Raw genomic sequence first — 14,092 nt, forward strand, 5'->3', positions numbered from 1 at the left:
GAAAACACTAACTGATGAAACAAACCTACTTAATCTGTTTCCTATTGATTACAATGGGACTTGTGCAAACGCATACTCTTCAAGCTCAATCTGCTGTCTTTCAGATAAAACTCAAAGAAATCAACGGATACTACCGTACCATTGGTGATTTAAAAGGGTCTCAATTGACAATAGTTGATTTTTGGGCAACTTGGTGTAAGCCTTGTGTCAAATCCATCCCCAAACTGGTAGAACTTTCACATACGTATGACAATGAGACGGTTGCTTTTGTAGGAGTCAACGTAGACAGTCCCAGAAATACCTCAAAGGTCCGTCCATTTGCTATGTCTAGAAGAATTGACTATCCTGTGTTATTAGATTCGGATCAAGCATTGTATGGAGAGCTGCTGGTATCTGTATTACCTACCTTATTTATTCTGGACAAGGAAGGTAAGGTTCTATACACACATGAAGGCTATACTACAGGAGATGAAAAAATATTCAAGGAAAAAATAGATCAATTCTTGTCAGATGCGAAATAAATTTCTACTAATCTGCGTCTGTTTACTTACAAGTGCATTTGCGATACACGCACAAGGACAAATACAAGGTTCCAACCTGATGGAATACCAATTGGGTAATATTCCTAATCAAAAACCAGCCTATCAAAGTTCACTTTTCGATCAATTGGATTTATCCTATCGATTCAAGTCCTTTGGTCTGGATACAAGAATCGAACAATATTATCCTTCTTTTGGTGAAGACATAGATTATACCAGAGTAAGTCAATTCAAATTTCAGTACAAATCAGATTTTTTAGATGTAGAATTAGGTAATATTTATGCATCTTTTGGCAGGGGTTTGTTGATGCGTACCTATGAAATCCCTGGCTCAATCTGGGAAACAAGAGGATACCGAGTACGCTATGGGTTTTACCGGGATTTGCTTGGTGCAGCAGTCACAATGAAATACAACCATGGTGAAGTAAAACTTATTCGTGGAGAGGTATTGGATGTCACACTCCCTCCCACACTATCCAAAGATATTGACCGCCGGCCTGACCTGATTGAGGGTATTCAAGGTAGTTACAGATTAGGACATCATAGTCTTGGACTCATCTATATGCGTCATCACTCTGAGAGTCAGTCCACTATAGATGCTGATCCTGACAGGTATTTATCTGTTTTCTACGATGGCGTTTTGTTTGATAATTTTTCCATTTATGGGGAGATGGCCAAGAAACTATACGATGATGTGTCCATTGGAGACTTCTCTGATGAGGCCGCCTATGGTGGTTATGTAGGAGTAAATTTTTATCTAGGCAATTTTGGAGTAAGTCTGGAATACAAAGACTACCATAATTTCTCACTTGGTACTGGAATCAACGATCCTCCAACACTCGTAAAAGAACATTCTTATAGGTTACTCAACCGTAGCACACATATACCGTCCTTGACAGATGAAAGTGGCTATCAGGTAGAGGTCTATTATACCATGGAGAATGGTAGCATTGTTACACTCAATACCTCAAGAGCTAGCAATCAAATTACCGACGACAATCAACCAGTTTTTCAAGAGTATTTTGCTGAATATCAATTCAATCCTTTAGAAACACTCTCTGCTAAAATATTTGCTGATTATGCGATAGATCCTTTGAACAATGAAGACAATCGCTACGCTGCTGGAACCTACCTCGATGTATCACATAGCAAACTAACTTCTACGCTAGAGTTTGAATGGCAGTACATTGAGCGACTGGATGATAAATTCTCTAATCTCTATGCGGCCTACACACTATCAAATCCTTCCAGCTACAGTGTTTCCCTTGTGATGGAATGGACGGCAGATCCCAACCAATTTGCCCAAGACACTGATACTTTTAACTATTACCCCGCTGTGGTGGGGAGTTACAGACCCAATTCAAAGAATATTATAACACTCTTTGCAGGCAAGCGGCGAGGTGGCCCAGCTTGTAACTCAGGCGTATGCTACAACGTCCTTGATTTCGAAGGTGTCGAACTCAGACTCAACACTAGATTTTAAACCTATACACTCATGAAAAAACTCACCATATTATTCGCACTCATTATTAGTTGTAGTGGTATTCAGGCACAAGTAGTCGGTGATGCTGCACCAGATTTTACGCTAGATTTACTTGGCGGGGGCTCTTTTAAGCTTTCTGATCAAAAAGGAAAAGTGGTTTCCCTCTTCCTATTCGGTAATGCTTGTCCTCATTGCAAAACCAACGGTCCCAATACAGAAACTGACATATATAGCGTATATAAGAACTATGTTGATTTTGTAGCAATCGGTGGAGATACTTGGGACGGAAACAGTAGTGCAGTTGAAAGTTTTAGAACAGATACAAATATCACATATCCACTGGGGCTCAAAGCAGGATCATTGGAATCCTTATTTAGTAGTACTTATGATCGGTTGATTATCATAGACAAAGAAGGAATCATCAGGTACAAATCTGATCAAAACGTCACGAAAGCAGAAGCGGCAAGGGCTAGTCAGGTTATTTCGGAGTACCTCGGAGATAGTCAGGTTTTATCGATTCCAGCACAAGAAGATTCTATCAGTGTTGTGCTATTTCCCAACCCAGCCATTGAGTCTTTGACCATCCAAAGTGAGCTTCTTTTGACCATGGACGCTACCCTTCGCGTTTACAACATGACTGGAAGGTGTACACAAACTAATCAAACAATTAAAAACTCAGAAAGTCAAGTGACCATTTCTATCCAAGACCAACCAATAGGTGTCAACATCATTGAATTAACCTTTGAAGACCATAGCAAAATCAGAAAGTTATTCGTAAAGAACTAAATCCAATTATGACGACTTCTTAAACTCAACAATGAAAGTACTTCCCTTGCCGAGTTCACTCTCGCAACGTACTTTCCCACCCATCGAATCTACAAATTTCTTTACGATCGATAGTCCTAAGCCTGTAGAGTCTTCGTTACCCGTTGGGCGAGCGCTAAGCTTTTGATAGCGGGTAAACAGCTTCTGTTGATCTTCGATGCTTATCCCAGGACCTTCATCTGCAAATGAGGAGATGACATGGGTCTTCGTCAACGCCAATCGAAGATAAATTGTGCTTCCAAAATCACTAAATTTCAATGCATTTGACATCAGGTTGTCAAACACTTGATGAGCATATTTGGCATCTACTGTAGCATAATACCCATTTTCATCAAAATCTTTGATGATCTTAATGCCCTTTTTGGATGCGATGTATTGATAGCTACTAGCAACTTTGCTCACCAACTTTGAGAGATCACATTTGCTTAGATTCAGGTTGACTTTCATATCTTCGATGGCACTGATATCCATCACTCGATCTATCATCTCTCTCATGTTGTCCACACTTTCATCAAGCATCTGCGCATAGTCCATCTGGTCTCGATTTTCTTCCCCGTCAGCTCCTGCATAATCCAAATTTACCATGGACATGATGCTTTTTACATTATTCAAAGGACTTCTCAGATCGTGAGCAACCATCCCCATCAAAGTGTTCTTTTCTTCATTGATTACTTTCAACTTCTTATTTTGTCTCTGGACTAAAACATAAGACCAAGACAATGCCACTACTAATACCAGTATTAGCGCCAGAAATGCGTAGAGGCCTTTCTTATCTTCTGAATGCTTGTGAACCATAGCCTGGAGCTTTAGGAAGTCAGCCTTTTTCTTGTAATCGAGGTCTTGCATCTTCTTCTTAAATTCGTAATCTGAGGTGATCTTTATAATTTCATTAGCTTCTGTCTGACTCAGTAACAAATCTTTGGCTTTTTGAAAATCCTCATAGGCAACCAATGCCAAGGTCATATTCCCCATCTTCTTATATGCATTGTACAACGCAAAATTGGTTTCCTTTTGTTCATCGAGCAATTTTACTTTCACACCCATGGCTAAGCTTTTACGCAGATACTCTACTCCTTTGGAAAAGATGGAGGCTCCTATATAGAGCTGACCCAAGTGTCTGTACACACTTGATAGCAATGGCAAATTCTGACATTCTTCACATAGATTAAGGGCTTGATTGTAATACCAAAGTGCAGAATCAGTATTCATTTTCAAACTATGCAAATCCCCCATTCCTTGATAGGGATAGGCCATATCACACTTCTCTCCCAATTGTCTATTGATATACATGGATTTTGTCAAACAAGATTGAGCCAATGCCGTATCTGACTCTGCCAAATGAATGCCTGAGACATTGCTGAGCATATATGCTTCTTCGGCTTCATACCCCAATACGTGTGCTTGCTCAATAGCAGACCAATAGAATTCTTTGGCTTTTTTATTGTCTCCTATCAACTCATACAAAATCGCCAGATTGTTCGATACCATCAGCATGGCTTCTTCATCCTCACTTATTTCAGCCTTTTCCAGTGCTATATAATAGTATTCAAAGGCCTTGCTCTGATGAGCAGATTCCTCATATATTATTGCTAGTAAGTTTTGTATATGCCACGAATCACTGTCTATACCTATGGTATTGTAATAGTTTTCCGCATCAAGCAGATGCGTCAATGCCCTTTCATTCTGTCCGATGGCATTGGCAAGACCAGCGATATAGTAATTGGTCTCAGCCCGGGCATATTGGTAGTCAATAGAATCTGAGAGCGACAATACTCGCTCATAATACCAAAATGCTGAATCAATTTGGTCTTGCTCATCCAATGACTTGGCGTATGCCAACAGCGCATCTGTCATTAATTTTGTGTCTGACACTTCATTAGCCAATTTGAAAGCCATTAAGAAATTTTTGGCACTGGTTGGATAATCCAATAGATCGAAGAGTATTAAGCCAATTCGATAGCTACTTTTGGCTAAACCTATTTTGTAATCAATCGACTGTGAGATATAGTAGGCTTGATTGGCCAATTCTAAATCATTGTCTAGTTTATGATGATTTTCAAGAAGATCGAGAATGGCTAATACCTTGTTTGAGTCTGATGGTAATAGTGCCAATTGTGCATACCTATCCTCTACCTCCTTGTCTAGGCACAAGGACGTCATACTACTCCATAAAATAATAATGAAAGATACCAGCAAGTACCTCCATCCTATTGTCGAACTAACCATTTTACATCATTTACATTTCTCGAATAAATGAGCCCTCTGTTTTAGTTCAAATACTGCTAAATTGTAGATTGTGTCTAGTTCTTTTATCAAACCGAAATTATTAGTCCAAACTAAAGGTTTGAATTGAATAATCCAAGAGATAAATTTTATAGAATTAAGATTTTTGGGAATCAAACACCGATCTTTATCTTAGACCATAATTCATAGCCTAAGATAAAGATTGGTGTTAAAAAACCTTTACAGAGGCAATATAACAATCATTTTGGTTCCCTCGTTGGGTCTGCTATACAAATTCACATCACCATCCAGCTTCTCAATAGCCGTTTTGAGAATATATAAGCCTAACCCAGATCCCTGCACTTCATCATTGGCACGATAAAACATGTCAAAAATCTTGTCTTGGTATGCTTCATCAATACCTATACCGTTGTCCTCTACTATGATCGCATAATAATCTTCAGCCATGACTTTAACTGATATTTTAACAAAGCTATCCGAAGACTGAGTCTTTGAATATTTGATACTGTTCTCTAGTAGATTCTGTACAACGGTGTTTATAAGGCGCTTATCGGACTTCACTACTATATCTAGGTCTATGGAGATTTGAAAATCAATGTCGTTGAAGTTGGGATAGTAGTGAAATGAATCTAAACATTCGCTGATGAGTCCTTCGAAATTTATCAATGAATATTCCAACTCCTTGGATTTAAGAACTGATAGTTCCAATAAATCCAAAATAGTCTCATTCAGTCTTTTCAAACCCTTGTGATACATTCCAAAATAATAGAGAGCCAATTCATCCTTGATCTCAGACTCTACTATCTTGTGCAACTCAATCATGGATGACAAAGGACCCTTCAAGTCATGTGATACACGAGAAACAAACCTGCTCAATTCTTCATTTTTGTTCTCAGTCAGCTTAGCCTTTTCACTTTGATTTCGTGCCTCTATCTCTAAGCTTTCCATTTTCCATTCCGACTCCAAAGACTTGATATGGCTTTTGGCTCCTGTATTGATCACATTCAGTTTATTTTCGTGATACAATTCATGATAGCGCAGTGCCTCTATAGTGTCCCTTTCATTTTTAGCCATTAGATACAGATGGTAATAGGCTGTATAGCGGATTTCATAATTATCCACAGCATTGCCATGTGCCAATGCCTGATTAAAATATTCTTTACTCTTATCATATTTGTTCAAAGAAAAATACAATGAACCGAGCTTTTTATAACACATGGCGGCTCCCATCCTATCCCCTACATATAAATGCTTCTTCAAGCTTTTCTCGAAACATAATTCTGCATTTTCAAGATCTGCCTGATGCAAATAGATTTTCCCTTTACCATAATAGGAATATGCCAAACCTCGCTTGTCTCCCGTCTGTTGCTTGAGTACAATACTGGCATCAATGAGCTCATTGGCTTTGGTCAAGTCTCCCTTTTTAAGATAGATCCCTGACAATGGGTTACAGGCATTAGATTCTCCATCTTTGTCTCCTACTTCTCGGCTCAATTCTCGGCATCTTAAATAGGTCTCCTCAGCTTTATCATATTCATCAAAAGCTTCATAGATGTAACCGATAGCCTTCAAAGTACGTGACTGACCCTGTTTGTCTATCACCCGCTCCTGAATCCTAAGACAAGAAAATAAATACTCTAAAGCCACATGGTGCTTAGCAGACTTGTAATTGATACTACCCAGCACATACAACGCTTCGGCCAACCCTGCTTGATCTTGCTGATTCTCAAAGGATTTATGAGCATTTTCGGCATATTGGGCGGCAAGCTCGTGCTGACCAATGATCATATAATAAAGTCCCAATTGGCAGTAGCTTTTTGCTACTCCTTCTGCATAACATGACGCCTCAGCTTGATTTTTAGCCTCCAAGGCAATCTGAATGGCTTTTTCTACATTGCTAACTCTAGCCTGCTGGGCATAAGCAAGCATAGAGTCTATTTCTGAAACAGACTTTTGTGGCTTAGATATTAGATTTTTCTGTGTTTTGGGTTGCATTATCAATCACATATGTGCGCTGCACTTTAGCAATGAATAATACAGGTGGACTTTAAATATAGAAGGAAAGAATCGAAATAAACAAAAAGAAAGCACCATTTCTAGTGCTTTCTGCTAAAATACCTATATTTTGGTATAAGATAAGAGGCTACCCCAAAGCCATTTATCTTCGTCTTGGCTTGCTACTGCCTCCACCTTTTGCACCATACGATTTCCTACGGTCAGGTCTCCCTCCTCTACCGCGTGAATCTCGACCTTCTCTTGCTCCTCCTTTGGGCTCGGTAAACTCTCCACCTTCGGCGACCTTAATCTCTCTGTTGTCAAATTCAAACCCCGTGAATTTGCCAGTAAAGTCAGAAGAATTGGCTTTGCTAATCTCAAGAATGGTCTTTTTCTGCTGTGTCTCTATTCTGCCAATATCAGCACCTGCCACACCAGTCACTTCTGAAATAATACTCAGGATGTCTGATTTGGATATTGAATCTATCTTGCCTAGGTTGATCGTGAATTTCACATGTGAACTGCTAGTTCTGGTACTTCTGCGCTCTTCTGATCTACCTCCACCGTCACGGTCACGTGTACCACGCCCTTCTGATCGATCCGATCTGTCAGATTTGCTATGGGCAGATGAATTGAGGTCACGGGTGTCTGTCAGGTTCAGTTTATTAAACTCAATAGTCATCAGTTTGTCTATCAACTCTTCCTTGGTCAACTCAGCCAAATCTGCATGAACTTTGTCTCTGAATCCATCAGGTAGATTGGTTTTGATCTCTTGTGCAATGATCGAAGCAGACCAGCTGTCAATGCGCTTGGAAACAATGGCATCACCGCTTGGTACTAAAACCTTCTCAAATTCAATACCCAATATGTTTTCTATCTGACCCAATCTACGTTGTTCTGCTTTGGATACCAATGCTACAGAAACCCCCTTTTTACCTGCTCTGGCTGTTCTACCACTTCTATGTGTATAGAATTCCAATTCGTCAGGTAGTTTGTGATGAATCACGTGTGTCAAGTCATTGACATCAATCCCTCTGGCCGCTACATCTGTCGCAACCAATAGGTTGATAGCATGATCTTTAAATTTTTTCATCACCAAATCTCTTTGGTTTTGGCTGAGATCACCATGCAATGCTTCTGCTGCATATCCCGCTCTACTCAATTCGTCAGCGATGTTTTGTGTATCGATTTTGGTTCTGCAAAACATCACACCATAGAGATCGCCTTCCATGTCCATGAATCTTTTGACTGCCTCCAATTTATCAGAGACTTTCACAATCATGTACTGGTGTGCAATATTCTTATTGACTTCTACACCACTTTTGACGGAGATTTCATGCGGATTGTGCATGTAGTCCGCGACTATCTTTCTGATTAATTTGGGCATGGTAGCCGAAAACAACCATGTAGATTTTTCATCTGGTGTTTGCAAAAGAATGGTATTCAATTCTTCTTTGAATCCCATATTGAGCATCTCATCTGCCTCATCTAGGACTAGGTATCTGAGTTTGGTTACATCAACTGCCTTTCTTTTGATCAAATCCACCAATCTACCTGGTGTAGCTACAATGACCTGAGGCTTTGATTTCAAATTTCTGAGTTGGGTCATGATGGGAGCGCCACCATATACACACTCAATTTTCAATTTTTTACTGTACTTTGAGAAGGATTTGAGTCCTTCGGAAATTTGCTGTGCCAATTCTCTCGTTGGGGACAAGACGATGGCTTGACAATAGTTGCTATCTTCCTCTATCAACTGTAGTAGAGGCAGTCCAAAGGCCGCAGTTTTACCTGTACCTGTCTGAGCTAGCCCTATAAAATCATTGGTTGAAGAAAGTAAATAAGGGATGGCTTCTTGCTGAATTTCAGTAGGTTTACTGATTCCTAAATCATTTAGTGCCTGAAGGATATGCTCATCAAGCCCTAATTCCTGGAAATTGTTCAATACGTATTATTTAAATGAGCTGCAAAGGTAGCTATATTCCGTATAGCATTCTAACTATCTGATAGTTATCTATGCCCTAGAATCAAGGAAAATCGCGCACTTACCCATTCACGCGACCTTCTTGGGGCTTTGTTTTTGCCTTAATTGGTTGAGTTTCTTTTTGTTTGGTTTCTCTTCCATTCTACTTTTATTCTCTCTGAACGACAAGATTTTTCGGTGTACACCAAATAATTGATTGGAGCTGATTAGTTTTATATCTGAGAGCAATCTTTTGATTCCAACTACCGATGAGCAAGAAAAACAGGAAACGAGGCATACTTGAAAAATTCATATTCTCCTTCCCCATCCAGCTACTAGCACAATATTTCAAATCTCATCAATTGCTATTGTTGAGTTGGGTGATCATACTAGCTTTTGTCACCAGTAGTTCTGGCAATGTCACCGGCATCCCCTATTTGTTTTTGGATCCAGAATACCTCCATCGAGTCAGTTTTTGGAGCTTTTTCATGTGTGGAATATCATTTGGTACACTGGTAGTGTCCTTTCATATCACGGGATACATTCTTCACGCCAACAAATATCGCTTTATAGGACTCCTCAAAAAACCATTTAGTAACTTCTCTGTCAACAACAGTGTGATACCCCTATTTACACTACTGACTTACCTGACCTGTATCACAGTATTTCAAGCACACAATGAGCAAAATACATTTCTAAATATCGTGACTTATCTGAGTGGGTTCCTAGTTGGTATCACGCTGATCATCGCCTTACTTTATGGCTATTTTAGATTTACCAACAAGGATATCTATGAATACATCACCAAAAAACTCAATCACAAGCTAAAGTCTATTGCCCTGAGTAGATTCAATATCATCGATCGTTTGTCTATGAAAAAGAAAAGAAAAGTCACTTCCTTTTTTGATCTTAGGTTACAAATCAAATACACCGACGAGCTCTACCATTTTCCTAACAAAAAGGCGATCACCAAGGTATTTGACCAAAACCATCTCAACTCGGTCATTTTGGTAGTTATTCTGATCGTATTCATTCTCTTGATGGGGCTAGGGATAGATTACAAAGTGTTTCAGTTGCCTGCTGCGGCCAGTCTGATGTTTCTATTTTCGATGGTCACGATGGCCATTGGGGCGCTATCCTATTGGGCCAAGGAATGGCTCGTGGCAGCTTTCCTTGTGATTTATCTCTTCATCAATTTCCTCTTTACATCAGGTACGATACTGGACTATCATGAAGCTTTTGGGATGAATTATGACACGACTAAAGCGGAATATTCCATTCCTCAACTCAAAAAAATGACTAGTGACAGCATTGTCATGCGAGACAAGCAAGAGATGTTGGCGATTTTGGATCGGTGGAAGAGTAAGCAGGAAAGTGACAGACCTACTGCGGTATTTGTGTGTGTGAGTGGTGGCGGATCACGTTCCGCGCTTTGGGCGTACAGTGCATTGACTCAAATCGATCAAAAGATGGGGCACAAACTGATGGATCAGACAGTGATGATCACAGGTGCATCTGGAGGCATGGTCGGGGCGTCCTTCTTTCGAGAATTGGCCTATCGGTATAGCACGCAACAGATCGAAAACCCCTATGATGAGAAGTATGCTGATCAAATAGCCAGTGACAACTTGAACCCTATTATCTTCAACCTAGTGGTCAATGATCTTTTCTTGCGCAATTCAGAATTTGAGTTTGAAGGCAAATGGTACACTAAAGACCGAGGCTTTGCCTTTGAGCAGCAGCTCAATCAAAACACCGATTTCATCCTAGACAAGAAGCTTTCTGATTATGGTCTGTTGGAAGCGAAAGCACAAATCCCCATGATCCTGTTCGGACCATCTATCATGAATGATGGACGAAAACTCTACGTCTCTGCTCACAATACTTCATTTATGAATACCTCCCATCAAAACCTAGTAGGTGTGAACGAAACAATCATAGATGCCATTGATTTTCAACGGATGTTTGAAGACCAAGGAGCCAAAGATCTCAAATACACAAGTGCACTGCGAATGAATGCTTCTTTCCCCTATGTCACGCCCAATATTTCACTCCCAAGTGCGCCTCCAATCAAAATCATGGATGCAGGGGTTACTGACAATTTTGGTCTAACAGATGTGGCACGCTTCGTCTTTGCCTTCAAAGAATGGTTTGCAAAAAATGCGGGGGCTATCGTCATCATCTCTATCCGAGACACCAAAAGAGTACAAGTGATTGAACCCCAATCCTATCTATCCATTTTTGATAAAATCGCCAATCCCATCAGCAGTGTGTACAACAACCTGGCTAATTTTCAGGATGTCAACAATGAGTACAAGTTGGAATACATGAAGTCCTGGTACCCCAACCCCATTCAAAACTTTGTGATCGAGTATGATATGTACGAAGATTACAAGGTAGTCAATACGTCCAAAGGTGTATCGACTCAAGACTCTACCAAGGCAAAGCGACCATCACTCAATTGGCACCTTACAGTCAAGGAAAAACAGTCCCTACAGAGAAACATCCTATCCGAAAGCAATACCAAAACCATTGATTCTTTGGTGAATAGACTTCAATAGGTTTTGAGAATCAAGATACCAGAACCAAGACCTCACTGATCATTTGATGTGCCAGTGTCCTGCACTCTTGCCCGCTGCAATCAAAAACTCATTGCCCTGAGGTAAAAATGATACAGCACTCACTATGCCTGCCTTGCTTTGAACTGTATGGATGACATCACCTCCCAATGCCCAGATTCGGGCAGTATGGTCTGACGAACCTGTCAAAATGTAAGCCCCATCGGGAGAAAAACAAACGGCATTCACCGCGTCACTATGGCCTTTGAGTTTTCGGCTTTTTTGGTCATTGAGGCGCCAGATTCTGACTGTATTGTCTCTGGAGCCTGTTGCTACCAATCTGCCATTGGGAGAAAATGCGACCGAAGTGACCCAATGGATGTGCTCGTCCAAAGCCAACCTCTCATACCCTGTGAGATCCCAGAGTCGTGCACTGTGATCTGCTGATCCAGTCAGGATTTTGTCTCCTTTGGGAGAAAATGCCAAACTGGTAATCATATCGGTATGTCCTCTAAATTCTTGTATAAACTCCCCTGATACTTTGTACAATCGTGCTGTATGATCTAATGAGCCTGTCAAGACATGACTCCCATCTGGTGAAAAAATCACTACACTGATGTGCGCAGTGTGCCCTATAAACTCACGAATGAGTCTACCATTGAGATCCCAAAGTTTGGCTGTCTTGTCCCAAGATCCTGTCAAAAAATACCGTGCATCGGGAGATATGGCTACCGAAGCTATCCAATCGTCGTGACCTTTAAACTCCTGTATCACCTGTCCATTGATATCCCAAAGCCATGCGGAGTTGTTCCATGCACGGGTCATGATTTTGGTTCCATCTCTAGATACAGCGATGCACGCTATGTCTTTGGGGCTGGTAAATTCACGCACGAGATGAGGTCGTTTGCGATGAAGGCTTTTGACCGACTTTGGATTTTCGATTGCTGCGATCAGCATTTTGGCTTCTTGCACATGAATCCCCTGTGGATAGATAGTTTCATAGACTTTGAGACTCACCAGTGTATTCTCAGCACTGGCTTTTAGCCATGCTTGCTCATCTGCCAAACTGTCGATAATGATCTGCACACGTGACGCATATTGACCTTTAGGGTATTGATGCAAATAACGCTGAAAAGACACCAATTGAGCCTCTGCTCTGACGGTATCCCATAGCAGCAAGTCCCCCAGACTGTCTAGGTAATCACGCGCCAATGCTTGGTATTTCCCTTTTGGGAAGTCTTGGCTATAGGCTAATATACTGGCGTGTGTAAGCTTTCTTTCGGCAGCTCTCCATGCCAAGGTATCAGCCATCAGTTCGTCATTTTTGTTCTTTAGAAAGATAATGACCCATACAAAGCAAGCAAAGGCACACAGTGCCATAAGTATCATCAGGGGTTTCTTCCAAGTACCTTTCAACTTGGGTTGCCCAATCGTGTCCTCCAATTGTCTACGCAAAATCTGAAAAACTTTGTCATGGTCATCGTCCCAATCCCCAAGTTGGTAAATCTGTTTGACAGGAAATACCTCTGGAATAGAAACCGAATCAAAAGAAACATGAATCAGTGTACCAGCCTCCTGCGCTTCCAAAAGCTCTCTGTGGATGTTGAGGTCATCAATGGATTGTTCTGACCAGATGACTATGACGGATTTGGCATATTTTCTTGCCTCGTCTTTGCTCTCTAAGTTTCCTGTTTTAGAATTGATACGTCGCTCATACCATACGGACCAACCCAACTGACCAAGGGCAAGAGCTAGCTTCTTAGCCTTAGCTTTGTCTGATGCGGTGTAGCTGATGTAGATCTCGCTCATAGGTGCTAGTTGGACTGGTATGATATAGCAAAGTGACTTTTTATCTAAAATAATCCCTAGTTGAGACTTTGACTATGCTGTAGAGACTATTTCAGTCTTGCCTTAGTCTAGGCCTTCCAGATGATGGATATGTTCGTCGATGATATCGATTTGTAGTGTGATCTGATCTACATATTGTGCCAATTCCTTCTCCATCTTTTTGACTTCCTTTTCATAGGTTTTTCCCTTGGATTTCCCGTAGTTTTTCTCGATCATGTTGAAGGTCGCACATTCTTCATGTATAAAACTGAGAAATTCTTTGGTGGTGTACTCTGTTTCCAATTTTTTGATGTCATCCAAAGTCGCCTTGGCTTCTGCATCCTGATTGATATCGTACTTTGACTTTACAGTCTTGTAAAGTGCCGAATCATAGTGATGGATGAGTTTAATCATGTCGATTGTATTTTGTCTATGCACACGGTTTGTACAATAGTCTCTCATACCTTCGTAAGACTCGATGACCACCGCCTCCTTGTCCCATACCTGAGTCAGACTATCGATGGTGGTAACTATGCTGGTGCTAGATTGTGAAAATGCTGCAGTAGAAATTGCGCAAATAGCTGCTACTAGAATGGTTCTTTTCATTGTGTATTTATATCGTAATAGATTGTAGGATAAACTTACGGCGAATCCTCAA

At 40.7% G+C, this 14,092-nt stretch carries 9 protein-coding genes; 4 read left to right on the forward strand and 5 right to left on the reverse strand.

Annotated elements, in window-relative coordinates; genetic code table 11:
- Window positions 1–14: 14 nt before the first annotated feature.
- Genes N6H18_RS14450 through N6H18_RS14460 form a run of 3 tightly spaced genes read left to right on the forward strand, consistent with a single transcriptional unit; the run spans window position 15 to window position 2,808 of the window.
- The gene (locus tag N6H18_RS14450; RefSeq protein ID WP_262308988.1) at window positions 15–521 is read left to right on the forward strand and encodes a TlpA family protein disulfide reductase; all 507 of its coding nucleotides are present in this window, start codon (window positions 15–17) and stop codon (window positions 519–521) included.
- Window positions 511–2,022, forward strand: a complete 1,512-nt coding sequence (locus N6H18_RS14455) for a DUF6029 family protein (protein WP_262308989.1) — start codon at window positions 511–513, stop codon at window positions 2,020–2,022. Before N6H18_RS14450 ends, N6H18_RS14455 begins: the two co-directional genes overlap by 11 nt.
- A 12-nt stretch (window positions 2,023–2,034) precedes the next feature.
- The gene (locus N6H18_RS14460; RefSeq protein ID WP_262308990.1) at window positions 2,035–2,808 is read left to right on the forward strand and encodes a redoxin domain-containing protein; all 774 of its coding nucleotides are present in this window, start codon (window positions 2,035–2,037) and stop codon (window positions 2,806–2,808) included.
- Window positions 2,809–2,814: 6 nt separating this feature from the next.
- On the opposite strand, the gene N6H18_RS14465 is transcribed toward N6H18_RS14460, so the two are convergent.
- The 3 genes from N6H18_RS14465 to N6H18_RS14475 form a co-directional block, all read right to left on the reverse strand.
- Window positions 2,815–5,007, reverse strand: a complete 2,193-nt coding sequence (locus N6H18_RS14465) for a tetratricopeptide repeat-containing sensor histidine kinase (RefSeq protein WP_262308991.1) — start codon at window positions 5,005–5,007, stop codon at window positions 2,815–2,817.
- A gap of 303 nt (window positions 5,008–5,310) precedes the next feature.
- Entirely contained in the window at window positions 5,311–7,020 is a 1,710-nt protein-coding gene (locus tag N6H18_RS14470) for a tetratricopeptide repeat-containing sensor histidine kinase (protein ID WP_262308992.1), read from the reverse strand.
- A 229-nt stretch (window positions 7,021–7,249) separates the two neighbouring features.
- On the reverse strand, window positions 7,250–9,031 hold the full coding sequence (locus tag N6H18_RS14475) for a DEAD/DEAH box helicase (RefSeq protein WP_262308993.1): 1,782 nt from the start codon (window positions 9,029–9,031) through the stop codon (window positions 7,250–7,252).
- Window positions 9,032–9,318: 287 nt separating this feature from the next.
- Between N6H18_RS14475 and N6H18_RS14480 the strand changes: the two genes are divergently transcribed.
- Window positions 9,319–11,610 carry a patatin-like phospholipase domain-containing protein gene (locus N6H18_RS14480; protein ID WP_262308994.1) on the forward strand — a complete coding sequence of 764 codons (2,292 nt, stop codon included), beginning with the start codon at window positions 9,319–9,321 and terminating at the stop codon, window positions 11,608–11,610.
- Window positions 11,611–11,649: 39 nt separating this feature from the next.
- On the opposite strand, the gene N6H18_RS14485 is transcribed toward N6H18_RS14480, so the two are convergent.
- Together N6H18_RS14485 and N6H18_RS14490 are read right to left on the reverse strand one after the other, a co-directional pair.
- Complete coding sequence (locus N6H18_RS14485) at window positions 11,650–13,416, reverse strand: WD40 repeat domain-containing protein (RefSeq protein WP_262308995.1); 1,767 nt, start codon at window positions 13,414–13,416, stop codon at window positions 11,650–11,652.
- A gap of 102 nt (window positions 13,417–13,518) precedes the next feature.
- Window positions 13,519–14,040 carry a hypothetical protein gene (locus N6H18_RS14490; RefSeq protein ID WP_262308996.1) on the reverse strand — a complete coding sequence of 174 codons (522 nt, stop codon included), beginning with the start codon at window positions 14,038–14,040 and terminating at the stop codon, window positions 13,519–13,521.
- Window positions 14,041–14,092: the final 52 nt, after the last annotated feature.

The organism is Reichenbachiella agarivorans (assembly GCF_025502585.1).
GTDB lineage: Bacteria > Bacteroidota > Bacteroidia > Cytophagales > Cyclobacteriaceae > Reichenbachiella > Reichenbachiella agarivorans.

What these genes read in the sequence shown, in the direction of transcription:
- N6H18_RS14450 (WP_262308988.1), top strand. Translation starts at nt 15, where the DNA reads ATGAAACAAACCTACTTAATCTGTTTCCTATTGATTACAATGGGACTT.
- N6H18_RS14455 (WP_262308989.1), top strand. Translation starts at nt 511, where the DNA reads ATGCGAAATAAATTTCTACTAATCTGCGTCTGTTTACTTACAAGTGCA.
- N6H18_RS14460 (WP_262308990.1), top strand. Translation starts at nt 2,035, where the DNA reads ATGAAAAAACTCACCATATTATTCGCACTCATTATTAGTTGTAGTGGT.
- N6H18_RS14465 (WP_262308991.1), bottom strand. Translation starts at nt 5,007, where the DNA reads ATGACGTCCTTGTGCCTAGACAAGGAGGTAGAGGATAGGTATGCACAA.
- N6H18_RS14470 (WP_262308992.1), bottom strand. Translation starts at nt 7,020, where the DNA reads ATGCTTGCTTATGCCCAGCAGGCTAGAGTTAGCAATGTAGAAAAAGCC.
- N6H18_RS14480 (WP_262308994.1), top strand. Translation starts at nt 9,319, where the DNA reads ATGAGCAAGAAAAACAGGAAACGAGGCATACTTGAAAAATTCATATTC.
- N6H18_RS14485 (WP_262308995.1), bottom strand. Translation starts at nt 13,416, where the DNA reads ATGAGCGAGATCTACATCAGCTACACCGCATCAGACAAAGCTAAGGCT.
- N6H18_RS14490 (WP_262308996.1), bottom strand. Translation starts at nt 14,040, where the DNA reads ATGAAAAGAACCATTCTAGTAGCAGCTATTTGCGCAATTTCTACTGCA.